The 22,528-nt window shown below is 71.2% G+C and carries 23 protein-coding genes and 1 pseudogene; 14 read left to right on the forward strand and 10 right to left on the reverse strand.

Features of this window, described 5'->3' with window-relative positions; all coding sequences use genetic code 11:
* Nucleotides 1–20 precede the first annotated feature (20 nt).
* Entirely contained in the window at nt 21–1,232 is a 1,212-nt protein-coding gene (locus AFR_RS21720; RefSeq protein ID WP_023362953.1) for a sensor histidine kinase, read from the forward strand.
* On the forward strand, nt 1,229–1,885 hold the full coding sequence (locus AFR_RS21725) for a response regulator (protein ID WP_023362954.1): 657 nt from the start codon (nt 1,229–1,231) through the stop codon (nt 1,883–1,885). The genes AFR_RS21720 and AFR_RS21725 overlap by 4 nt, the downstream gene beginning before the upstream one ends.
* Here the strand turns inward: AFR_RS21725 and AFR_RS21730 are convergent.
* Both AFR_RS21730 and AFR_RS21735 read right to left on the reverse strand, forming a co-directional pair.
* A complete protein-coding gene (locus tag AFR_RS21730) occupies nt 1,864–2,382 on the reverse strand; it encodes a pyridoxamine 5'-phosphate oxidase family protein (protein WP_023362955.1) in 519 nt (172 codons plus the stop codon). The two genes, AFR_RS21725 and AFR_RS21730, sit on opposite strands and share 22 nt — an antisense overlap.
* Nucleotides 2,383–2,464: 82 nt before the next feature.
* Nucleotides 2,465–3,181: a hypothetical protein gene (locus tag AFR_RS21735; RefSeq protein WP_023362956.1), complete on the reverse strand. Its 717-nt coding sequence runs from the start codon at nt 3,179–3,181 to the stop codon at nt 2,465–2,467.
* A 132-nt stretch (nt 3,182–3,313) separates the two neighbouring features.
* On the opposite strand from AFR_RS21735, the gene AFR_RS21740 reads away from it, so the two are divergent.
* Together AFR_RS21740 and AFR_RS21745 are read left to right on the forward strand one after the other, a co-directional pair.
* Nucleotides 3,314–4,411: a sensor histidine kinase gene (locus tag AFR_RS21740; RefSeq protein ID WP_023362957.1), complete on the forward strand. Its 1,098-nt coding sequence runs from the start codon at nt 3,314–3,316 to the stop codon at nt 4,409–4,411.
* Complete coding sequence (locus AFR_RS21745; RefSeq protein WP_023362958.1) at nt 4,408–5,088, forward strand: response regulator; 681 nt, start codon at nt 4,408–4,410, stop codon at nt 5,086–5,088. The genes AFR_RS21740 and AFR_RS21745 overlap by 4 nt, the downstream gene beginning before the upstream one ends.
* A gap of 12 nt (nt 5,089–5,100) precedes the next feature.
* On the opposite strand, the gene AFR_RS21750 is transcribed toward AFR_RS21745, so the two are convergent.
* Nucleotides 5,101–6,210: an EcsC family protein gene (locus AFR_RS21750; protein WP_041841043.1), complete on the reverse strand. Its 1,110-nt coding sequence runs from the start codon at nt 6,208–6,210 to the stop codon at nt 5,101–5,103.
* A 202-nt stretch (nt 6,211–6,412) separates the two neighbouring features.
* Between AFR_RS21750 and AFR_RS21755 the strand changes: the two genes are divergently transcribed.
* Nucleotides 6,413–7,165: a class I SAM-dependent methyltransferase gene (locus AFR_RS21755; protein WP_023362960.1), complete on the forward strand. Its 753-nt coding sequence runs from the start codon at nt 6,413–6,415 to the stop codon at nt 7,163–7,165.
* Between the two features lie 36 nt (nt 7,166–7,201).
* Here the strand turns inward: AFR_RS21755 and pip are convergent, their stop codons facing one another.
* On the reverse strand, nt 7,202–8,182 hold the full coding sequence (pip, locus tag AFR_RS21760) for a prolyl aminopeptidase (protein ID WP_023362961.1): 981 nt from the start codon (nt 8,180–8,182) through the stop codon (nt 7,202–7,204).
* 151 nt (nt 8,183–8,333) lie between these two features.
* Here pip and rox point away from each other — a divergent pair, with 151 nt between their 5' ends.
* A complete protein-coding gene (gene rox / locus AFR_RS21765; protein WP_023362962.1) occupies nt 8,334–9,827 on the forward strand; it encodes a rifampin monooxygenase in 1,494 nt (497 codons plus the stop codon).
* Here rox and AFR_RS21770 read toward each other — a convergent pair.
* On the reverse strand, nt 9,729–10,901 hold the full coding sequence (locus AFR_RS21770) for an erythromycin esterase family protein (protein ID WP_023362963.1): 1,173 nt from the start codon (nt 10,899–10,901) through the stop codon (nt 9,729–9,731). The two genes, rox and AFR_RS21770, sit on opposite strands and share 99 nt — an antisense overlap.
* 58 nt (nt 10,902–10,959) lie before the next feature.
* Between AFR_RS21770 and AFR_RS21775 the strand changes: the two genes are divergently transcribed.
* The 3 genes from AFR_RS21775 to AFR_RS21785 are packed head-to-tail and all read left to right on the forward strand — an operon-like array spanning nt 10,960 to nt 12,294.
* Nucleotides 10,960–11,673 carry a TioE family transcriptional regulator gene (locus AFR_RS21775; protein WP_023362964.1) on the forward strand — a complete coding sequence of 238 codons (714 nt, stop codon included), beginning with the start codon at nt 10,960–10,962 and terminating at the stop codon, nt 11,671–11,673.
* Nucleotides 11,670–12,029 carry a nuclear transport factor 2 family protein gene (locus AFR_RS21780; RefSeq protein ID WP_023362965.1) on the forward strand — a complete coding sequence of 120 codons (360 nt, stop codon included), beginning with the start codon at nt 11,670–11,672 and terminating at the stop codon, nt 12,027–12,029. Before AFR_RS21775 ends, AFR_RS21780 begins: the two co-directional genes overlap by 4 nt.
* The gene (locus AFR_RS21785; protein WP_023362966.1) at nt 12,022–12,294 is read left to right on the forward strand and encodes an HAD family hydrolase; all 273 of its coding nucleotides are present in this window, start codon (nt 12,022–12,024) and stop codon (nt 12,292–12,294) included. The genes AFR_RS21780 and AFR_RS21785 overlap by 8 nt, the downstream gene beginning before the upstream one ends.
* Here AFR_RS21785 and AFR_RS21790 read toward each other — a convergent pair.
* Nucleotides 12,287–12,853: a dienelactone hydrolase family protein gene (locus tag AFR_RS21790; protein ID WP_023362967.1), complete on the reverse strand. Its 567-nt coding sequence runs from the start codon at nt 12,851–12,853 to the stop codon at nt 12,287–12,289. The two genes, AFR_RS21785 and AFR_RS21790, sit on opposite strands and share 8 nt — an antisense overlap.
* On the reverse strand, nt 12,850–13,767 hold the full coding sequence (locus tag AFR_RS21795) for a LysR family transcriptional regulator (RefSeq protein WP_023362968.1): 918 nt from the start codon (nt 13,765–13,767) through the stop codon (nt 12,850–12,852). Before AFR_RS21795 ends, AFR_RS21790 begins: the two co-directional genes overlap by 4 nt.
* A gap of 70 nt (nt 13,768–13,837) precedes the next feature.
* On the opposite strand from AFR_RS21795, the pseudogene AFR_RS45195 reads away from it, so the two are divergent.
* A pseudogene (locus tag AFR_RS45195) lies at nt 13,838–14,593 on the forward strand (dihydrodipicolinate synthase family protein); the annotation flags it as partial.
* Nucleotides 14,594–14,659: 66 nt separating this feature from the next.
* On the opposite strand, the gene AFR_RS47940 reads toward AFR_RS45195, so the two are convergent.
* The 3 genes from AFR_RS47940 to AFR_RS21810 are packed head-to-tail and all read right to left on the reverse strand — an operon-like array spanning nt 14,660 to nt 19,144.
* Nucleotides 14,660–15,769 carry an EstA family serine hydrolase gene (locus AFR_RS47940; protein WP_023362970.1) on the reverse strand — a complete coding sequence of 370 codons (1,110 nt, stop codon included), beginning with the start codon at nt 15,767–15,769 and terminating at the stop codon, nt 14,660–14,662.
* An 11-nt stretch (nt 15,770–15,780) separates the two neighbouring features.
* Nucleotides 15,781–17,967, reverse strand: coding sequence for a putative bifunctional diguanylate cyclase/phosphodiesterase (locus AFR_RS21805; RefSeq protein ID WP_023362971.1), 2,187 nt, complete (start codon nt 17,965–17,967; stop codon nt 15,781–15,783).
* Between the two features lie 10 nt (nt 17,968–17,977).
* A complete protein-coding gene (locus tag AFR_RS21810) occupies nt 17,978–19,144 on the reverse strand; it encodes an FIST signal transduction protein (protein WP_023362972.1) in 1,167 nt (388 codons plus the stop codon).
* Nucleotides 19,145–19,300: 156 nt separating this feature from the next.
* On the opposite strand from AFR_RS21810, the gene AFR_RS21815 reads away from it, so the two are divergent.
* From AFR_RS21815 to AFR_RS21830, 4 genes are all read left to right on the forward strand, one after another.
* Nucleotides 19,301–19,621 (forward strand): DMT family transporter, encoded by a 321-nt coding sequence (locus AFR_RS21815; protein ID WP_023362973.1) that lies wholly within the window; start codon nt 19,301–19,303, stop codon nt 19,619–19,621.
* On the forward strand, nt 19,618–20,154 hold the full coding sequence (locus AFR_RS21820; RefSeq protein WP_023362974.1) for a TetR/AcrR family transcriptional regulator: 537 nt from the start codon (nt 19,618–19,620) through the stop codon (nt 20,152–20,154). Before AFR_RS21815 ends, AFR_RS21820 begins: the two co-directional genes overlap by 4 nt.
* Nucleotides 20,155–20,240: 86 nt before the next feature.
* Nucleotides 20,241–21,263: a LacI family DNA-binding transcriptional regulator gene (locus AFR_RS21825; protein ID WP_023362975.1), complete on the forward strand. Its 1,023-nt coding sequence runs from the start codon at nt 20,241–20,243 to the stop codon at nt 21,261–21,263.
* Nucleotides 21,260–22,528: a sugar ABC transporter substrate-binding protein gene (locus AFR_RS21830; protein ID WP_041841044.1), complete on the forward strand. Its 1,269-nt coding sequence runs from the start codon at nt 21,260–21,262 to the stop codon at nt 22,526–22,528. The genes AFR_RS21825 and AFR_RS21830 overlap by 4 nt, the downstream gene beginning before the upstream one ends.

Consider the following 22,528-nt stretch of genomic DNA (forward strand, 5'->3'; position numbering starts at 1 on the left):
CGATGCGGAGAGGGGGCGTCATGCGGGCCGAAGGCGACGAGAACGCCGCACTGCGCAGGCAGTCGCTGCTCATCGCGGTCGGATGTGTGCTCGGTGATGGCGTCCCGTTCCTGCTCAAGCACTCGCAGAGCCCGCCGCACCCGGCCATCTGGATCGCCGGCCTGGCGATTCTGCTGGCCGACCTGGCACTCGCGCTGCCGGCCCGCACGGCCGGGCCGGTGGCGGTCGTCCACGCCGTCGTGCGGGTCGGGGTCGCCGCCCTGCTGTTCAGCGCCACCGGCGACCGGGACGGCATCGGCAACGCGACCGGGCTGGCCGTCGCCGGGTACCGCGCCGGCGCCTGGGTCCAGGGACGACGCTCCTGGGCGACGCTGGCCGCTCTCATCGCGGGCATGACCGCCACCCAGGCGATCCAGGGCTTCGACGCCACCGCCGAGAACATCCTGCTCACCCTGACCAACACGGTCCTGCCCTGGCTGCTCGGCCGGCACACCACCGGTCGCAGCGGCTACATCGCGGAAGTTCGCCGCCGGGCGGAACGCATCCAGCGTGAAGCCGAGGAGCAGCGGTTCCAGGCGGACCGGACGCTCACCCTGGCGGTCGAGACCGAACGCACCGCGATCGCCCGGGACCTGCACGACACGATCTCGCACCACGTGAGCGCGGTGGGAGTGCACGCGGCCGCCGCCCGCCTCGGCCTGCAATCGGGTCTGCCGGCCCACGAGAACCGGACGGTCACGTCGCTGGAACAGGTCGAGACGTCGAGCCGCGCCGCCCTCGGCGACCTGCGCCGCATGCTCGACCTGTTGCACGGCAACGACTCCGACGGCGTCCGGCAACCAGGTCTCGAAGACCTCGACACCCTCGTCGACGGCAGCCGCAGCGCCGGTCTCACGGTCGACCTGATCATGGACGACGCCCTGCCCCGAAGCCTGCCGAAGTCGCTCAACCTCGCGGCCTACCGCATCGTCCAGGAAATCCTGACCAACGCCCTGCGCCACGGCGACGGCACCCTGGACCTCACCCTCACCCGGACCGTCGACGCCTTCCGGATCACCGCGAACAACACCACCGACCCCCGATCCGGTACGAACGCCGGCACCGGACGGGGCCTGGACGGTATCCGCCACCGGGCCGGCCTGTTCGGTGGATCCGTCACGACCGGCCCCCCACCCGACGCGCCCGGCACGTGGCGCACCGCCATCACCATTCCGCTCCAGGAGTCCCGTTGACCGCGATCCGCGTCCTGCTCGCCGACGACCACGAGTTCTTCCGCTCCGGATTCCGCAGCGCCCTGGAGACCCAGCCCGACCTCGAATGTGTCGGCGACGTCGGCGACGGGCACGCCGCCGTGACCGAGATCGAACGGCTACGCCCGGACGTCGCCGTCCTGGACGTCCGCATGCCCCGCATGGACGGCCTGACGGCGGCCGAAACCGTCCTGTCCCGCGGCACCGGGACCCGGATCATGCTGCTCACGACCTACGACGACGACAGCTACGTCTACCGGGGCCTGCGTGCCGGGACCAGCGGGTTCTGCCTCAAGAGCATGCCCGTCGAGGAACTGCTCAACGCGATCCGGGTCGTGGCCCGTGGCGACGCCCTCATCGACCCGTCGGTGACCCGCCGCCTGGTGACCCGGTTCGCCAACGGCCTCGCCCCGGCAGCCGTGCACGAGCCGCCCCCGGACCTCGACCGGCTGACCGCACGGGAACGCGAGATCCTCCTGGAGGTGGCCCGCGGCCACTCCAACGCCGAGATCGCCGGGCGCCTGTACGTCGGGGAGCAGACGGTCAAGACGCACGTGTCGCACCTGCTGACCAAACTGGGGCTGCGCGACCGGGTGCAGGCCGTCATCTACGCCTACGAGAACGGGCTGCTCTGACCCGTGACCTGCCGCTCCGCCTGTTCCCGGATCAGCTCCTCGACCGCGCTCGGCAGCGTCGTCTCGAAGTCGATCAGCTTCACCCACGTCGGGGTCACCACGATGCGGACCATCCCGTCGTAGAGCGACCGCACCCCGGCCTCCCACTCGACACGCTGCTCGGCTGTCATCTGGTAGGTGCCGTTCATCGCGAGGTACTCCTCCGGGATGCCGTCGACGACGTCGAGCTCCGCACGACCGCGCAGCAGCAGGGTCTTCGGCGGGTGCACCTCGGTGTCGATGGTCAGCGCGACCATCGGATTCGCCCGTAGCGCCCGCAGCTTCGGGGCGTTCTTCGCCGTGCACAGCACGATCTGAGCGCCGTTCCAGGTGAACGCGATCGGAATGCTCCGCGGCGTGCCGTCCCGGGCGACGTAGGCCAGCCGCGTCAGGTCGCGGGCCAGCAACTCCCGGCTGTACGGGCGGTCGAGAATCTCGGTGATCTCACTCGGCTGCATGTCGTTCCTCCGCGTCGGTGGCTGAGTCCGGTCCGGGGACGAAGCCGTTCCCGCTTTCTCGACATCGTCAGCCTCGACATCGTCAGCCGAGCTGCCCGAGGACGATCGAACCCACGACGAACAGCAGGACCAGCGGTACGGCGCTCCGGGACGGGCGTCCGGCGTTGCGCAGGAACGCGACGCCCAGGGGTACCAGGGCCACGGTGAGTCCGGCGACCTCGACGGCCGAGGCCCAGGTGCTTCCCTTGAGGACCCCGATCATCAGCCCGGACATCAGCGCCAGGGCGATCGCCGGCAGCAGACGCAGGGTCCCCGACAGGAAACAGCCGATCGCGAGCACCACCCAGCCGGTCATGACGGCGAGGGTGAGGCTCGACACCACCCACTCCGGGTAGCGGTAATAGGCGCTGACCGCTGGTGAGGCGGCGCCCAGGCCGGCGCTGTCGACCAGCGAGAAGGCGAACGTGTTGACGCCGTAGTGGAAGGTGCGCGCGAAGAGTCCGGCCATCACCAGGCTGCCGCCCCACAACGCCCAGGCCGGGCGGGTGGCACCGACCCGCATGGCAACCGCGACGATCCCCGGCCACAGCGCGATCGTGCCGGCCAGAAACAGCGCGTACGCCGTAGCGGTCAGTGTGGGGTTCTGCTGGTAGGCGGCGAGCTGGTGCGGGAAGAAGAACGGGACGCCGAGCCGCAGGAGCGTACCGGCCAGCAGGAGCAGGGGTCCGGCGATGAGGGACACGCCGCCCAGCCACGGGCCGGGGAAGGTGAAGGGCGGTCCGGTTGTCTCTGCGCTCATGCCGATGACTCTGCCGCCGGGCCGGACGCGACACATCCGGTCACGGCACCAAGCCGCGGTCGTGCGGTGATACCAGAGGATGACAGCCCTCAGGCGGACGGCAACCACGGCCGGGCTCGGTAGCCTGACCCCGTGATCGGGACGCGGGCGCAGGCCGTTGATGCGACGGCGGCCGTCCTTGTTCTCGCGGTGTGCGGTTACGCAGCGCAGGAAGCCGGACGGGCGTCCTGGTGGCAGTGGCTCCTGGTGGGCGCTGTCGCCCTGCCGGTATCGGTTCGCCGCCGATGGGCGTTGCCCGCCGCCGCGGTGACGCTGACCGCGTCCGCAGCTGTGCTGGCCGGCGGCGTCATCGCGCCGGATGCCTCACCCGGACTGTGCGCCGCCGCAGGGCTGACTTTGTATCCGGTCGGAGCGGGTCTGCCACTCGTGCGCTCGGTGCCAGTGCTGGCCACCGGTCTTGCCGGTGCTGCCACGCTCGGGCTGCTGTGGCCGGCGGCGCCGCTGGTGGCCGGGCCCGCGGTCGCGGTGCCGTGGCTGGTGGGCGTCCTGGTTCGCCGCCGCCGGGAGGTGGCCGAGCAGGTCTTCGAGGAGCGGACCGCCCGTGCGGTGACCGAGGAGAGGCTGCGTATCGCCCGCGACATGCACGACACCGTGGCCCACAGCCTGAGCATGATCGCGATGAAGGCCGGAGTCGCCCGTCACGTCGCGGCGGTCCGCCCCGAGGAGAGCATGGCGGCCCTGGAGGTCATCGAGACCGCCGGCCGGGAAGCGCTGGTCGAGATGCGTCGCGCCGTGGGCCTGCTGCGAGCGGATCAGGATCCCGCCGTGCCTTCGGGCGACGACGAGGACCTGCGGACACTGACCCGCCGCACCGAGCAGGCGGGTGTCCGGGTGGAGACGACTCTCGCGGGCGAGACCACGCCGCCGCCCGGGATCCGCCTCGTCGTCTACCGCATCGTTCAGGAGTCGCTGACCAATGTCGTCCGGCATGCCCGGGCCACCGGATGCACGGTCAGCGTCGACGCCGGTCCGCACTCCGTCACGGTCCGGGTCGCTGACAACGGCACCGCCGCGGTGGCGGACGGCAGCACCGGGCACGGACTGCGCGGGATGCGCGAACGCGTCACTGTCTACGGCGGCACCCTGCAGGCCGGGCCGCAGCCGGGCGGCGGGTTCGCGGTGACCGCGTCCATCCCGTACGCCACCTCCGGCGGGGACGGGCAACCGTGACCGCACCGATCCGGGTCGTCATCGCCGAGGACCAGACGCTGCTGCGCGACAGCTTCCGCGTCCTGCTCGAGAGCACCCCCGGATTTGCCGTGGTCGGCGAGGCCGGAACCGGCCGCGAAGCCGTCCGGCTGACCCTGGCCCACCGCCCCGACGTGGTCCTGATGGACATCCGCATGCCTGACATGACCGGCATCGGCGCCACCGAGGAGATCTGCCGGGCGACCAGCGACACCCGGGTGCTGATCCTCACGACCTTCGACCTGGACGAATACATCTACGGGGCGCTGCGGGCCGGCGCCAGCGGCTTCCTGCTCAAGGAGACCACCGCCGCCGGGCTCATCGCCGCCCTGCGCGTGGTCGCCGCCGGCGACGCCCTGCTCGCCCCCAGCGTCACCCGGCGGCTCATCGCCGCCTTCAGCGCCCAGCCCCGCCCGTCCCGCTTCTTCCACCGCAAGCTCACCGGGATCACCGGCCGCGAACGCGAGATCCTGACACTGATCGCCCGAGGGATGTCCAACGCCGACATCGCCACGCACCTGACTCTCAGCCCGGCCACCGTCAAGTCCCACGTCGGACGGCTGCTCACCAAACTTGATGCCCGCGACCGTGCCCAGCTCGTCGTGGTCGCCTACGAGACCGGACTCGTCACGGCAGCCCGTACGGGATGGGAGGACTGACCCGGTCCGGGTTCAGCGCAGGTCCGGCCCGCCCTCCTCGACGAGCTGGTCGAGCACACTGATCCGGTCCTCGTCGGTGTCGTCGACGACCACCCCTTCCAAGGGCTCCTCGTCGAGCAGCTGCGGGTACTTCTCCAGCAGGAACCGTCGCCGGTAGGCCATGTCGGCCGTGTCGACGATCCCCTCCAGAGTGGTCCAGTTGAGCGTGCCGCCGACCAGGATCCCGGCGACGGGCACGACCTTGCCCAGGCCCTTCTTGGTGAGGTCACGGCCGACCGCCTCGGTGAACTTCACGGCGACCCGGGTGACGACCGACTCGTTCAGCACCTTCCACGTCTTGCCCCGCACGAGCGCCTGCGTCAGCCGCGAGATGTCGGCCAGCGCGGCACTCTTCGCACTGGTCGAGACCGCCGTCCCGGCGTTGACGACGGACAACACGAAGATCTTCTCAGCCGGCTCCTCGGGGTCGTAGCCGTAGAGCAGCGACACATGACCGACCGCGCGGGAAGCCAGGCCGAGCACGATCGCGGCGTCACCGGCAAAAGCGCCGGCGATGACACCGGTGGAAGGCGCGGCAGCAGCCCCGGCGGACGCCGCGGTGGCCAGCTCACCACCCGAGATCAGCAGCCCGGCCCCCATGCCCGAGACCGCGGCGGTGGCCGGGTAGTACCAGCTCAACGCCCGCCCCCGGACGGCGTGGACCTGTTCGAGATCGAGGCGCCGCAGGTCGGACAGCTTGCTGACGTCGTGGCCGCGCTTCTGGTGGAGCTTCACCACCCGCTTCGGGGACAGCCCCGCCCGCGAAATCCTCGCCAGCGTCCGCTGCACCGACCCAGCAGCAGTCCCACTCCAGTCGGTCGCGCCGGCGGGGATGACACCGGCGGCCTTCCGAGCCCCCGCACCGACAACACCCGCCCCCTTGGCGGCGATGTCCCGACCCTTCGACAGCGTCGACTGAGCACCGGGGTGGTTCTCCAGGTACGTGGCCGCACGCCGACCGAGTGCGGCGGCACCGTTGGACACACCCTCACCGGCACTGCGCAACGCAGCCGACAACGGCCTCCCCTTGAACCGCTGAACATCCCGCCACGCCGCCTGCTCGTACTCCGAGGGTTCTGCCATGCCGCACAGGCTAGCGATCCGCAGCCCCGCCCAGGGTCAGGCGGACGGTGGACACGACAAACCGACTACACCATAACTGTCATTATGATGTAGCGCCGTTTTGTCCGAATCCAGCACTGTCCCTGGATTACTGGATTGCTGTTAATGGCAATCCGATAATTACCGGGCAGAGCCGGGAGCGCGGCCGAACTAGGGTCGGCGTATGGAAGAACTCCCTCACGCTTCGTCGTTCGGCGCTGCGGCCGCCGCTTATGCCGAACACCGTCCGGACTACGCGCAGGACGCGGTCAGGTGGGTGCTCGATGCTGCCCCCGGCATTCGGGTGCTCGACCTCGGTGCCGGGACGGGGAAGCTCACCGCCACCCTCGTTGCAGCCGGCGCTGACGTCACCGCCGTCGAGCCGGACCCGGCGATGCTGGCCGAGCTGCGCCGCACGCTGCCGCAGATCCGGGCCCTGCCGGGGAACGCCGAGGTGATCCCGCTGCCGGACGCCACCTTCGACGCCGTCGTCTCCGGAAACGCCATGCACTGGTTCGACATGGCCGTCGCCGGCCCCGAGATCACCCGCGTCCTGGCCCCCGGCGGCGTCCTGGCCGGACTGTGGAACGTTGTCGACGACCGCGTCGACTGGGTCGCCGGCCTGGCGAAGGTGAGCGGTAGCGCCGCCATCGGCCCGCGAGACACCCCGGACGCCTGGCGTGCGGAGACGGCCGGTATGGCCTCGGGCTTTGTCGCCCCGGAGCAGGCCGAGTTTCCACACGGGCAGCGCCGCACCGCCGACTCCCTCGTCGCGACACTCGGCACCCGAGCCGGGATGCTCGTCATGCCGGACGAGGAACGCCAAGCCGCCCTCGGCCGGATCCGCGCATTCCTGGCGAGCCGCCCGGAAACCGCGGACGGCGAGTTCACCCTCCCGATGCTGACCTGCGTCCTCCGCGCCCACCGGCCCGCTTGACGCTGACACTGTTTCGACTCGGCGCCGGAGCCGTTGTCAGGTAGGCCCGCCGAGGGAATCGTCTGCTGCGAATCCGTCGAGGGCGCGAAGGACGTGCCGGCGCGTCTCGGCGGTGCCGAGATGCCCTGCGCTCTCGATCACGGTCAAAGTCGAGTCGGGCCAGGCGCGGTGCAGGTCCCACGCAGTTTGCAGTGGGCCGCCCAGGTCGAGTCGGCCATGGATGAGGAAACCGGGGATGCCGGCCAGCCGGCCGGCATCGCGAAGCAGTGCGTTCTCCTCCAGCCACGCACCGTGGGAGAAGTAGTGCGCGCAGATTCGCACGAAGGCCAGCCGGGCCGCGGGAGGGCGATCGCCGTACGGATGGGATGCGCCGCCGGTCTCACCGGACAGAACCGCGTCCTCCCAGGCGCACCAGTCGATCGTGGCCCTTTCCCGCACGGCAGGATCAGGATGTTCCATGAGGCGGGCGTAGGCAGCGACGACGTTCCCGTCGCGGGGTGTGCCCGGCGCGCCTTGGAGGAACCGCTCCCACTGCTCGGGGAAGAACCGGCCGACGCCCCGGTAGAGCCAGTCGATGTCGGCGCGCCGGGTCATGGTGACGGCGGCGATGACGATCTCGGACACCCGCCGGGGATGGTGCTGGGCGTAAGCCAGGATGAGCGTGGAGCCCCAGGAACCGCCGTACAGCAGCCAGCGGTCGATGCCGAGGCGTTCGCGGAGCTGCTCCATGTCGGCGATCAGGTGCCAGGTGGTGTTGTGCCGCAGGTCGGTCGCCGGGTCGCTCGCGTGTGGTGTGCTGCGGCCGGAACCACGCTGGTCGAACAGGACGATCCTGTACCGGTCCGGGTCGAAGTACCGGCGCGGACCGGGCCCGCATCCCGATCCGGGCCCGCCGTGCACGACCAGCGCCGGCTTACCGGCCGGGTTGCCGCAGACTTCCCAGTACACGAGGTTGCCGTCGCCGACGTCGAGCATGCCGGTCTCGTACGGCTCGATCGGCGGGTACAGCTCGGTCACGGTCCTGACCTCCAAGGGGCGATCAAGACAAAGGCAGGACGCGGTGATACCGCTTCCTGCCACTTCTAACGTATATCGCACCCCGGGTCTTGTGGCAAGACCCCGGTGCCGGGGCAAAATCGTCGGCCTTACGGAGAAACGGGGGGTTTCCATGATCGACGTGATCGTGGCCGGTGGTGGGCCGACCGGCATGATGCTCGCCGCTGAGCTTCGGCTGCACGGAGTCGGTGTGCTCATCCTGGAGAAGGACGCCGAGCCGACCACCGTGGTCAGGGCGCTCGGGATGCACGCGCGCAGCATCGAGGTGCTCGACCAGCGTGGCCTGCTCGAGCGGTTCCTGGCGCTGGGCAAGAAGCACCCGCTCGGTGGGTTCTTCGCCGGCATCTCCAAGCCGCAGCCGGAAGGGCTCGACACCGCGCACGGGTACGTCCTGGCCATTCCGCAGCCGGTCACGGTGCGGCTGCTGACCGAGCACGCCGAGGGTCTCGGCGCCGAGATCCGGCGTGGCACCGAGGTGGCCGGCCTGAGTCAGGACGACCACGGGGTCACCGTGGACCTCACGGACGGTACGCAGTTGCGGTCGCGGTACCTCGTCGGCTGCGACGGCGGCCGCAGCACCGTCCGCAAGCTGGCCGGGATCGGTTTTCCCGGTGAGGCCTCCACGGTCGACACGCTGCTCGGTGAGATGGAGCTGACCGCTTCGATGGAGGAGCTGACCGCGGTGATGACCGAGGTCCGCAAGACGCAGCTGCGGTTCGGTGCCGGGCCGCTGGGTAACGGGGTGTTCCGGGTGATCGTGCCCGCTGCCGGGGTGGCCGATGACCGTACGGTCGCACCGACCCTGGAGGAGTTCCGGGAGCAGTTGCGGGCGACCGCCGGGACCGACTTCGGCGTGCACTCCCCGCGCTGGCTGTCCCGGTTCGGCAACGCCACGCGGCTGGCCGAGCGCTACCAGAGCGACCGGGTGCTGCTGGCCGGCGACTCGGCGCACGTTCATCCGCCGACCGGTGGTCAAGGGCTCAACCTCGGGCTTCAGGACGCGTTCAATCTGGGCTGGAAGCTGGCGGCGGAGGTCGACGGCTGGGCGCCGGCCGGGCTGCTGGAGAGTTACGGCACCGAGCGGCGGCCCGTCGCCGAGGCCGTCCTGAACAACACCCGCGCGCAGATGGAACTGATGTCGCTCGAACCCGGCGCGCAGGCCGTGCGGCGTCTGGTGGCGGAGCTGATGGACTTCCCGGAGGTCAACCGGTTCCTGATCGAGAAGATCATCGCGATCGGGATCCGTTACGACCTCGGCGACGGGCCCGAGCTGGTCGGGCGGCGGCTGCGGGACCTCACGCTCAGGAACGGCCGCCTCTACGAGCTCATGCACGCCGGGCGAGGGCTGCTGCTCGACCGGACCGGGCGACTCTCCGTACGCGGCTGGGCCGACCGGGTCGATCACGTGGTCGACGGCAGTGAGGAGCTCGACGTGCCGGCCGTGCTGCTGCGCCCGGACGGACACGTCGCCTGGGCCGGCGACAACCAGCAGGAGCTGCTCGAGCGGCTACCGCGGTGGTTCGGCCGGGGTGTCCCGGACGAAGACGATCCCGTCGACGCCGCTCAGGTGGGCGGGATCGAGCGGGAAGTAGCCGAACCACGGTGACACCCGCGGCACCGGCTTGACGTCGTCAAGAAAGGACGCGCCGATGAGGAAGTGGTCCTCCGGCAGGGCGTAGAGCATCCCTTCGAGGGTGTCCGGGGGTGGGGTGCCGACTCCCTGGTGCCGGATCGTGCCGAGCGCGCCGGCCAGGAAGGCGTAGTCCGGACCGAGGTGGGCGCTCACGATCGAGCCGGCACCCCACCACTCCAGGGGCAGGCCACCCATCTGCATCCGGCTCTTCTCCCGCTGCAGGTGCAGGTTGTGGGCGTGGACCAGCAGCGGCCGCCGGTGGGCGGCCGCGAGGAGGTTCCCGGCGAAGATCGAGTCGCGGACACCGGTCAGCCGGGGCAACCGCGCCGGCGACGAGTCCGCCATCCAGAAGTGGTAGAGCAGCAGGCCGGTGGCCGTACGCGCGTACAGGCGGGCGCGGTCCCAGTCGTCGCGGGAGGACACCGCCAGCAGGTGCGGGGTCTGGGCGTCGAGCAGGGCGGCCAGGTCGTCGGCGAGCAGTCGCAGCCGGTCGGCGTCGGGTGTGCGCCCCACGGAACGGGTGGGGTCGAGCATCGTGGCGGGTTCGGTCCAGCGCTCGTCGGTGCCGAGGAGGTGCTCGAGCTGCTCCGCCGTACAGGGAAGGAGGTCGGGGTCCACCCAGGAGGACAGGTAGGCGTGGAGTGAGATGACGGCCTGGCGCGGGGAGGAGGGTGCGGCGATCTCGGTCGGGGCGTCGGCCCCGGCGAAACGCACGTGGTCGGCGGCGGGCCGGTCCTGGTTGTACGCGCGCATCCAGCGCACCAGGTCGCGGTTGGCGGCGGATTCGCCGAAGGTGTGGCTGAATCCTCGCGCCATGACGTCGTCGAGGGTGCCTTCGCCGGTGGTGACGTAGTCGTCGACGACCAGGCCCATGAGGCAGTCGCTCTCGATGGCGATCGTGCGGTAACCCTCGTGGTCGACGAGGTGCCGGAAGAGGTCGTTCCGCACCTCCAGCAGCAGGTCCTCGCCGTGGGTGGGCTCACCCAGAGCCAGGATGCGGGGACGGGACGGGAGCAGGTCCAGGACCGAGGTGACAGTACGCAGCATTCCCTCAACGATATCGTTGAACCGACGGTTGAGACTTTCCGGCGATATCGGCAGGACGATGGACCAGAACCTTCAAGACGGCCTCCGACCGGTCGATCTGGCGCGCCCCCACGGGTTGTCGACGCAGGCGATCCGCAACTACGAGACGGCGGGCATCCTCCCGGGCAGCGAGCGCACTGCCCACGGCTATCGCACCTACACGACGCTGCACGCGCAAGCCCTCCGGGCATTCCTGGCCCTGCTGCCCGGGCACGGGCACACGACAGCCACCGCGGTCCTGCAGGCGGTCAACCGCGGCGCGACCGAGGAAGCTCTGCAGCTCATCGACGAGAGTCACGTCCAGCTGGTCGACGACCGCCGCACCCTGCTGGCCGTCGAGGACGCGCTGCGCGACCTGGAACCCGTCCCGCCCGGAGAAGGCGACACGTTTGTCGGGCCCCTCGCGCACCGGCTCGGTCTGCGCCCGGCCACGCTGCGCAAGTGGGAACGCGCCGGTGTTGTCCATCCGCGCCGTGACCCGCGGACCGGTTACCGCATCTACAGTGCCGCCGACGTCCGCGACGCCCTGCTCACCCACCAGCTGCGGCGGGGCGGCTACCTGCTGGAACACATCGCCCCGGTGATCGCCCAGGTGCGTTCCGCCGGTGGTGTCGAACCGCTGGAGTCGATGCTGGCGGACTGGCGGGCCCGGCTGTCCGCGCGCAGCCGCGCGATGCTCAGCGGCGCCGCCGCACTGGACGCGTACCTGCGGCACGACAGAATGGCCGCGTGAGCGAAGAGATCCTCGCCGCGCACCGGGCGTTCCAGACGGCCGAGTTGCAGGCGGACACCGACCGGCTCGACACCCTGCTGACCGACGACTTCCGGTCCATCGGCGAGCGCGGTTACCTTCTCGACAAGTCCGCGTGGATAGGCCGGTTCACCGAGTTCGGCTACACCGACCTGGAGACCGGCGAGGTCGACGTCTGCCTCTACGACCGGGCCGCGATCCTGCGCTGCGTCCAGCACAGCCGCTCGGTGTGGCGCGGCCAGGAAATGAGCCTGACCAACCGGGTCAGCCAGGTCTGGGTCGGCGGTTCCGGCACCTGGCAGCTGGCCGGCATCCAGTTCAGCTCCCACGATGTATAGAGCGGTTCTGCTGGACGTCTACAGTGAGGACGCCCGGGCCTACAAGCCGCGGCCCGAACCGTTCCTGCTGGCGCTGGCGCAGCTCGGCCTGACCACCGCCGACGTCGTCCATGTCGGGGACTCGCCGGCCGCCGACATCACCGGCGCCTCGGCGCTGGGCATCGACACGGCGTTCGTGCGGCGGGGCAGCCGCCGGCTCCCGGAGGGGCTGACGGCCACGCACACCATCGGCACGCTGACCGAGCTGCTGCCGCTGCTCAGCTGACGCGGGCGAGGAATTCCAGGCTGCGGCCGAGGATCAGCGCCGTCGTCTCCGGCTGGTACTCGCCCAGGCTGCTGTCGGTCGTCAGGTGCGCGGCTCCGGGGTACAGGAAAAGGGTGCCGTCGGTGGACGCCGCGGCGAGGTCGCGGGCGACGTCGACCTCGGCCCACTCGTCCTCCTCGGCCAGGTGGAGCTGCAGCGGGACCTCCTTGGGCCACTCGCCGCCGAACGCCTCGGCCGGGACACCGCCGTGGTAGATGATCGCGCCGAGGGCGCCCTTGCGGGTCTGTGCAAGTTTCTGCGCCGGCATGGCCCCGAGGGAGAAGCCCGCGTAGACCACGGCGTCGGGAACGCCCGCGACCGCGGCGACACCACGGTCGACGATCTCGTCCATGCCGATCTCCTGGGCGTGGGCGACGCCGGCGTCGAGGTTGTCGAAGGTGACACCCGCGTAGAGGTCGGGGACGGTCACCGTGTGGCCCGCGCTGCGGAGCTGGTCGGCGAAGGCGTGAACACCGGCGGTGAGGCCCTGGGCATGGTGGAAGAGAACGACGTCGGTCATCCGATGATCCTGGTGGTGTGCGGTGCGGACGGCAAACCGGACACGCCGGCCCGGGCGCGGATCGCGGTGACGAACGCGGCGATCGCCGGGTGGGCCGCCGCGCCTCTGCGGTAGGCGATCCGGTTGCGCCGCCGGGTCGGCAGCGCGATCAGGCGTACGCCGTCGGGCGGCTGCGCCGCGGCGAGCGCGGGCACCACCGAGACGCCCTGGTTGGCGGCGACCAGGGCCAACACCGTGGCGAAGTCGTCGGCCTGATGCCGGGCGCGCGGGGCGAAGCCGGCAGCGCCGCAGATGCGCAGTGTCGCGGTGTGGCACAGCGTCCCCGGGCCGGCCACGATCCACGCCGCGTCCCGCACGTCGTCCAGTGTGGTGTGCGCGGATCGGGCGGGCACGGCCAGGAACACCGTCTCGTCGAGCAGGGGTGTGGCGTCCAGCGCCGGGTCGGGTGAGTCCGGTACGACGTCGTAGTCGTGCACGAGCCCCACGTCGAGGCGGCGCTCGCGCAGCGCGGCGGGCACGTCGACCGGGTCGAGCTCGGTCACCATCAGCTCGAGCCCCGGGTGGTGCCGGCCCAGCTCGACCAGGGCCTCCGGCAGCAGGGTGCGGACCGCGGTCGGGAACGCGCCGATACGCAGCGGCCCGGACAGTCCCGATCGCACGGCGGCGAGCGCGGCGGTGGTCCGTTCGAGCGCCGCCAGGACCGTCACCGCGTGCTCGACCAGCACGTTCCCGGCCGGGGTGAGGGTGACACGGCGGCCGGTGCGTTCCAGCAGCGCCACACCCGCCTCGCGTTCCAGCGCGGACAGCTGCTGCGAGACCGCCGACGCCGTGTACGTGTGCGCCTGCGCCACGGCGGCGATCGTGCCGAGCCGGGACAGGTCGCAGAGCAGGCGCAGCCGCCGCACGTCGAGCATGAGCTCAGCTTACGGTCAGGCGCAGAAACGTGAACTGGACCTGATGCTCGGCCGCGACCACGCTGGGATCATGACGTTCACCGGGCTGTACGTACCGCTGATCACCCCGTTCGAGACCACCGGCGGCGTTGCCCTCGACGCCTTGGAGCAGCTGGCCCGGGACGTGCTCGCGGCCGGAGCCAGGGGGCTGGTGGCGCTGGGCACGACCGGGGAGCCGTCGGCGTTGTCCGACGCTGAGCAGCAGGCGGTCGTCGACGTGGCCGCACGGGTGTGCCGGGAGCACAGCGCATCGCTGATCGTCGGTTCGACCTCCGCGACCGTGCCACCGGATGTCACCGCGAGGCTGGTGCTGGTGCCACCTTTCGTGCGGCCGGGTGAGGACGGCGTGGTCGCCTACTTCGCAGCGCAGGCCGGCGACGTGCCGGTGATCGTCTACCACGTGCCGTACCGGACCGGGCAGGAGCTGTCGGCCGGGTCGCTGCGCCGGATCGCCGCCGTCCCGTGTGTCGCGGGGATCAAGTACGCCGGCGGCGGGATCAGCGCCGCCACGGCCGACCTGATGGCGGACCCGCCGGACGGTTTTGCGGTGCTCGGCGGCGACGACGCGGTCATCTCACCACTGCTGGCGATGGGTGCGCACGGCGGCATCCTGGCATCGGCGCATCTGGCGACCGCGGGCTTCGCGGAGCTGATCGCTGCCTGGCACGCCGGCGACACCGTACGGGCCCGGGCTCTGGGGAACCGCCTGGCGCCGCTGTCACTGGCGCTGTTCGCCGAGCCGAACCCCACGGTGATCAAGGGTGTGCTGCACGCGACCGGCCGCATCCCGTCCGCCGCGGTACGACTGCCGCTGTTGCCCGCCGCGCCGGAGTCGGTGCAGGCCGCGCTGCGGTTACTGGAGGGACTCGCGGACCGCGGCGATCAGGCGGGTGGCCCGGGCGTCGCCGTAACCGACCATCCGGCTCGCCACGTAGGCGAAGCCGATGCCGTACTCGTCGTCGCCGAACGCGAACTGGCCGCCCGCGCCGTCGTTGCCGAAGCTGCGCTCCCCCAGCAGGGGACGGAAGCCGGCGGCGTCGAGCAGGAAGCCGGATCCCCAGCGGGCCGGTGAGTCCATCCCGGACCAGGTGCGGCCCGCGGACTGCTCCCGGACGGCGCCGGTCACTGTTTCCGGGCTGAGCAGGCGTGGTGAGCCGTCGATCCCGGTGACGGCGGCGGCGAAGAGCCCGGCGAGACCGGTCGCGGAGGCCACCGCGCCCGCGCCGGGGATCTCGGCGGCGAGCAGTTCCGGGTCGTTCCAGCCGTGCGGCTCGCCGAGACCGGGAAAGGCGAACGCGCCGTTCATCGTGACCATGCGCATGAGCAGCGTCTCGGGGCCGGGCAGGGGCGGGCGGCCGGCGGCCTCGCTCAGCCGGGCCAGGTGCGGGAACTCCGCCTCGGGCAGCCCGATCCACGCGCGCAGCCCGAGGTCGTCGGCGATCGCCTGCCGGAAGTACGCCCCCGGTGTCAGCCCGGTGACCCGCCGGATCAGCTCGCCGAGGAGGAAGCCGTAGACGTGGGCGTGGTACTCGTACGCGGTGCCGGGCTCCCAGAGCGGCTCCTGCTCCTCGATGGCCCGGATCACCGGTGTCCACGAGGTGACCTCGGCGAAGGTGAGCGTCCGGTCGAGCACGGGCAGGCCCGCGCGGTGTCCCAGGACCATCCGCGGCGTGATCCGCGGCTTGCCGAACTCCGGCCAGACGTCGCTGACCGGCGCGTCCAGGTCGAGGCGGCCCTGCTGGGCGAGCAGGTGCACACAGATGCTCACGATCGCCTTGGCGCAGGAGAAGACCGGGACCACCGTGTCCTGCTGCCAGCCCTCACCGCGCCACAGCTCGACGACCTTGCGGCCACCGGCGTAGACGGTCACCGCCGCGCCGTCCTCGTCGAAGTCGGTGAAGTTGCGGGCGAAGGTGTCGGCCACCACGCCGAACCGTTCATCGGCCCATCCGTCGGATTCCACAGCGCTCCAGCTTAGGCGAAGTCCCCGACCTGCTCCGGCCGCACCGGCTCGGCGAACAGGAAGCCCTGGGCCAGCGTGCACGGCAGGGCGGTCAGCGCCGCCAGCTGGGCGGGTTCCTCGACACCCTCGGCGACCGTCTCGAGCTCCAGGATCGCGCCGAGCTCGAGCACGCTGCGGGCGATCGCGCGCTGCCGCCGGTCGGTGCCGATCCCGTCGATCAGGGACTTGTCGACCTTCAGCTGGTCGATCGGGAAGCGGCTCAGCTGTGCCATCGAGGAGTACCCGTTGCCGAAGTCGTCGACGGCCAGGCGTACACCGATCGACTTCAGCGCTCGCAAACGGCGTTGCACCTCGCGCGGGTCCCGCATCAGCGCGGTCTCGGTGACCTCCAGCGTCAGCGCCGAGGCAGGGACGCCGGTCTCCGCCAGAGCCGCGGTGACGTCGGCGACCAGCTGCTCGTCCTGTAATTGGCGGCTCGAGAGGTTGACGCTGACAGTCAGGTCCGGCAGGCCGGCGGCCCGCCAGCCGGCAAGATCACGGCAGGCCTCGCGCAGCACCCACCGGCCCAGGTCGATGATCAGTCCACTCTGCTCGGCCAGCGGGATGAAGGTGTCGGGTGCGACCGGTCCCAGCCGCGGATGGGTCCAGCGCAGCAACGCCTCGACCGCGGTGATCCGCCCGCCGGGCAGGGCCACGATCGGCTGGTACGCGAGCCGGAACTCGCCGGATTCGAACGCACGCCGGGCGTCGGTGCCGAGCTCCACGTGGCGCAGCAGCTCGGTCCGCATCCCGGGTTCGAACATCGCCGAGGTGCCCGGCCGGTTCTTCTTCGCCCGGTACATGGCGACGTCGGCGTCCTGCACCAGGTCACCGGCCGTCGTGCAGGCGGCGTCACCGAGCGCGATGCCGATGCTGGCCCGGGTCAGCACCTCCTTGCCGCCGATCTCGAACGGCCGCGCGATCGAGGCGATGATCCGGTCCGCGACCTCGCGGGCCTGGTCCCCGCCGTCGACGGGCTCGAGCAGGATGGCGAACTCGTCACCACCGAGCCGGGCTGCCATGTCACCGCCACGAACCGCCGTGCTGAGCCGGGACGCGACACCGCGGAGCAGTTCGTCACCGACGGCGTGGCCCAGCGTGTCGTTGACCTGCTTGAACAGATCCAGGTCGAGGAAGAGGACCGCGATCGCCGTACGGGTCCGGTGCGCGACCTCCAGCGCCCGGTCGAGCCGTTCCAGGAACAGCGTGCGGTTCGGGAGCCCGGTCAAACCGTCGTGGTACGCCTGACGCACAGCGGCAACCGAGTGCGCGCCGGTCAGCGCGAGGCTGGCCTGCTCGGCAAAGGCGGCCAGCACGTCACGGCGTTCCTGGGAGCGGATCGTGTCCCCGCACCGCCCGAGGACCAGGCTCCCGGCGACGTCACCGCCGACGTGCACCGGCGCCGCGACCACGACGTCGTGATCGACCGGGTGGTCACGCTGCATCGCCTCGACCGCCACGGCCAGCACCTGCGGGTCGTGCCGCGAGTCCTCGTGGCCCGGCGTCAGCGACGCCACCATCGTCTCGTCCGCCGCGTCGGCGTCCCGCAGCACGAGCGCGGCCAGAGCACCTTCCAGTACGCCGGAAGCGCCGCGCGTGACCGAGTCCAGCACCTCCTGCAGCGGCGCCCGCTGGCTCACGGCCCGCTGGATCTGCAGCAGGGTGCCGAGCAGCTGCTCGCGTTTCTCCAGCGCGTTGACCAGCACGAGCCGGGCCTCGGCCTCGCGTTCCCGCTCGCGGCGCAGGTCGCGTTCGGCGGCGAGGGTCTCCAGGCCGCGCAGCGCGAGCCCGAGCACCTTGGCCATGCCCTGCAGCATCTGGCGTTCCTCGGCCTCGAACTCGTCGTCGAGGCGGCCGAGGAACAGGAACCCCTCGGTGTCGCGGCCGAGCGGGTGCAGAGTGCTGTGAAAGGTCCCGAACCCTGGAACGGTGAAGGTCTCCGCGCCCGAGGTGACACCGGCGAGCAGGTCACCGGACGGTTGGCGGCCCAGGCCGAGGCAGGCGATCAGCTCGCCGCCACGGACCACGGCGGCGAGCTCCGCCTCGGTCGCCTCGGCGGCCCGCTCGACGGCCAGGGTCGCGGCGCCGGCGACGTCACCGGCCCGCGTGATGGCGCTGAAGAACTCGGTGAGCTGGAGCGTCGACCAGGTCGTGGGCATCCGGCGCTGGTCAGCTCACCGCGAGCGCGGCGACGCTGAGGTGGTGCATGCCCTTGGCGCCGGCCGTCCGCACGATCTCGCCGTTGCTGACGAACCCGCCGAACGGCACGGGTCCGAGGGTCTCGCCCAGCTGCTTACCCGCGGCGTCGGTGCCGTCCGGGCCGAGGGCGAGTCCGCGCACGCAGCAGTCGAAGATGAACACTCCGAGCGGGTCGGCGCCCTCCAGCGCCGCGACGGCCTCGGCGGCGGCCTGCGCGGCCGCACCGGTCACCGCCTCCGGGTCGGCCTCCATGTACCAGGCCATCGCCCCCTCGGGCGTGTCCGCCAGCCCGGAGATCGACCCCTCCGCGGCGTCGGCCTGGAAGATCACCCTCAGATCCTCTCCGGTACGCCGGGAGAGCCCGAGCGGGTGCACCGTGGCGAACCCGAAGAACCCCATCGGGTCGTCGACCAGGTCCGGGCTTGCACCACTTCGGCGCAGGTAGACGTCGAGGGCGCGTTCACCGTCGAGCTCGAAGATCTTGCCGCCCTCGCTGCGGGTGACGACCATCGGCTCGCCGGTCTTGCGCCAGCCGTGGGCCAGCCCGATGCCGATGGGCGCGTCCGAGCCGACCGCGGCCGCGAGCACGGCGTTGGTGAGCACGCTGACGCCGGTGCCCGCGCTGAAGAAGTGCCGCGTGGACGTCTGGGTCATGCCGTCACCCGCGCAGCCGCCGATCAGGGGGACACCGGCGCCGGTGTGCGCGTACGCACCGCGGACCATCTCCTGCTGGTCACTGCTGCGGCCGTCTCCGAGCAGCAGCACCATCCGGTGCTCACGATCGATGTCGTCAAGGCAGGCCGCGGCTTCCAGGCCCGCCTCGCGCAGGCCGGTCGCACGTTCCGGCACGGCCCGGACGGAGGCCTCGAAGCCGGGACCGCCGAGGGCCAGCACCACAACACTCTCGCCGCGCCCGTCCTGGGTGAACTCACCGGAGGTCGAGCAGCCGATCATCGGCACGTCACCACCGGCCGCACCGTGCGCGGCCTCGGCCATGGGCGGCGTGGAGTACGGCAGCGAGGCGAAGACGACGAGCAGTCCCGGCCGCCTGCCGGCCACGGCGTCGCGGGCGGCCTCGGCACCGGCGGTTGCCGGATCACTGTGCAGACTGCGCCCGACCCCGAACCACCGTTCCATGACAGATCCTTCAGCTCGGGGACAGAGGTGTCACGGGTCTTATCGGCCGTCCGCCGCCCGACATGAGGAGCGCCACCATTTGCTGGCGGCTTTTGCCTCGACGGGTTAGCTGTACGATCGTACATGTACAGATGTACAACTTTGAAGGAGCCGGCCATGGCGTACGTCTTCCTGGTGCTCGCGATCGGCAGTGAGGTCTTCGGCACCAGCATGCTGAAGGCGACCGACGGGTTCAGCCGCCTCTGGCCGACCGTCGCCTGCCTCGGCGGTTACGTGCTGTCCTTCGTGCTGCTGTCGCAGGCGGTGAAGCACATACCGATCGGCGTCGCGTACGCGATGTGGTCGGGGCTGGGCACGGCCGCGATCGTTGCCATCGGCACGGTGTTCCTGGGTGAGTCGCTCAACCTCGTCAAGGTGATCGGGCTGGGCCTGATCGTCGGCGGTGTTGTGGTTCTCAATCTCGGGGGTGCCCATTGAGCCCGGCCAAGCGTGACCCCGAGGGCCGCCGGCGGGCGCTGGCCAGCGCCGCGGTCGAGGTGATCGCCGACTCCGGTGTCGGGCGGACCACGCACCGGGCTGTCGCCGCACGGGCGGGGGTGCCGCTCGGTGCGACCACTTACTACTTCCCCACCCTGAACGACCTGGTCGCCGCCGGGCTGCAGCAGGCCAGTGACGCGATGCAGGCTGAACTGGACGGGTGGGCCGGGCGGCTGACCGCCGGCAACCTGGCGCCGACGCTGGTTGAGCTGAGCCGCGGCTACCTCGCCGACCGGCCCCGGGCGATCCTCGAATACGAGGTCTACCTGGCCGCTGCCCGCGACGAGCAGCTGCGACCGCTCGCCCAGGCCTGGCTCGACGGGCTGTATTCGCTGCTCACGCCGCTGACGGACCCGTTCACCGCCCGGGCTGTCGCGATGCTGCTGGACGGCGCGCTGGCCCAGGCACTGGCCACCGGAAGTGCCCTCGACGGCGCCACGCTGCAGCGGGCGATCACGCGCCTGCTGGGGTAAACGCAGGGGTTTGCCGGAAGTCACTGATCACGGAACCCCGCCGCGTTCGGGTTTCGGGCTCGTTTCGGGCTGGTTATGTTCCCGGCATGGCGATGAAAGCGCTTTCAAAGACGAAGGCCGCGACGATCTACCAGGTCGCGCAGCGTGCCGGCGTGTCCATCGCCACGGTCTCGCGAGCCCTGCGCGACTCCGAACTGGTCACCGAGGAGACCCGCGCGCGGGTCCACGCCGCGGCCGCGGAGCTCAACTTCACCCCCAATCGGCTGGGCCGGTCACTGGCCGAGGGACGGCACGCCGCCAACGGCATCGTCTTCCCCGACCTCGTCGGCCCGTACTACGCCGAGGTGGTCCTCGGGTACGAGGCCGCGGCCGCCGGCTTCGGCAGCAGCGTGCTGATCCTGGCGACCCACGGGCGGGCCGACGCGGCCGCCGCGGTGCAGGAGCTCGCCGGGCGCGTCGACGGGCTCGCCATCATGGGCCAGACCGTCGGCGACGACGTCGTCGAGCGCATCGCCGCCACCGGGCTGCCGCTGGTGCTGCTCGCCCGTGACCCGGTCAAGGACGTCGACACCATCCGTACGCGCAACGAGCGCACTGCGCAGGCTCTCGCCGCGCACCTGCTCGGCCACGGGCACCGCACGTTTGCGTTCCTCGGCGACCCCGGCGGTGCCCCCGACGTCGCCGGCCGGTACGCGGGGATAGCCGCACGGTTGCGCGCCCAGCTCGTACCGTGTGATCTCGATCTTGAATCGGGGCAGGCCGCGGCGCGGGAGCTGCTGCGGGACCCGCCGGACGCGATCGTCTGTGCCAACGACGAGGTGGCGCTCGGGGTGCACCTCGCCGCCGAGGCAGCCGGTCTGCGCGTGCCGGACGACGTCGCCGTCACGGGCTGGGACGACCTGCTCGCGGCGCGGTTCGCGCACCTCACCACCGTCAGTCAGCCGATGCGCGAGCTGGGCGCCACCGCGGCGCGCTGGCTCGACCACCGCATCACCGAACGCACCACGGACCCCGCCGGGCGTGCCACCGCGGCCCGCCGCCGGGTCCTTCCCACCGAGCTCGTCGTCAGGCGCAGCTGCGGACATCACCCCCCGGAGGTTCGGACATGAGAAGACACCGGAGAATCGCGACAGCTGTCGTGGTCGCCGCGGCGATGACTCTCGCCGCCGGCTGCGGCCGCGACTCGGGCGGCAGCCAGGACACCGCCAAGGCCGTCAGCGACGGCAAGGCCACGGGCGAGATCACCGTCTGGGCCATGGGCACCGAGGGCGAGAAGCTCGCCGACTTCGCGAAGGACTTCACGGCGGAGAACCCCGACGCCAAGGTCACGGTCACGGCGATCCCGTGGGACGCGGCGCACCAGAAGATCGCGGGGGCGATCGCGGCGAAGCAGACCCCGGACGTGTCGATGATCGGCACCACGTTCCAGGGTGAGTTCGCCAAGACGGGTGCGCTGGACCCGACCCCGACCGACCTGTTCGCCAAGGACAGCTACTTCCCCGGCGCGTGGGACTCCACGGTGGTCGACGGGACCGCGTACGGCGTGCCCTGGTACGTCGAGACGCGCGGCATCTACTACCGCAAGGACCTGGCCGCGAAGGCCGGCATCACCGCGCCGCCGAAGACGTGGGACGACCTCAAGACGATGGCCAAGGCGATGCAGGACAAGGCCGGGGTGAAGTACGGCATGAACCTGCAGCCCGGCAAGACCGGCAGCTGGCAGTCCGTGATGCCGTTCGCCTGGTCGAACGGCGCCGAGATCACCTCCGGTGACAAGTTCAGCTTCGACACCCCGGAGATGACCGAGGCGCTGCAGTACTACCAGTCGTTCTTCACCGAGAAGCTGGCGCCGACGAACCTGCCCGAGGGTCAGCTCGAGCCGGACTTCGTCGCCGGGCGCATCGGGGCGTTCATGTCCGGGCCGTGGCACGTCGGCATCCTCAACGAGCAGGGCGGCGCCGGTTTTGCCGACAAGTTCGCGGTGGCACCGATGCCGGTGAAGAAGACCGGCACGTCGTTCATCGGCGGGAGCAACATCGCGGTCTTCAAGGACGCCAAGAACCGCGACAGTGCCTGGAAGTTCCTGCAGTGGCTGAGCAAGCCCGACGTGCAGGTCAAGTGGTACAAGGCGGTCACCGACCTGCCGGCCGTGCAGTCCGCGTGGACCGACCCGGCGCTGACCGGCGACGCCAACCTCAAGGTCTTCGGTGAGCAGCTCAAGGACGCCAAGGCACCCCCGGCCATCCCGACGTGGGAGCAGGTCTCGGCGGCTTTCGACACCGAGGTGGAGAAGCTGGCCATCGGCGGCCAGGACGCCGCTGCGACCGCGAAGAACATCGAGACGAAGGCTTCCAGCATCGGGACCGGGAGCTGA

The organism is Amorphoplanes friuliensis DSM 7358, assembly GCF_000494755.1.
GTDB classification, from domain to species: domain Bacteria; phylum Actinomycetota; class Actinomycetes; order Mycobacteriales; family Micromonosporaceae; genus Actinoplanes; species Actinoplanes friuliensis.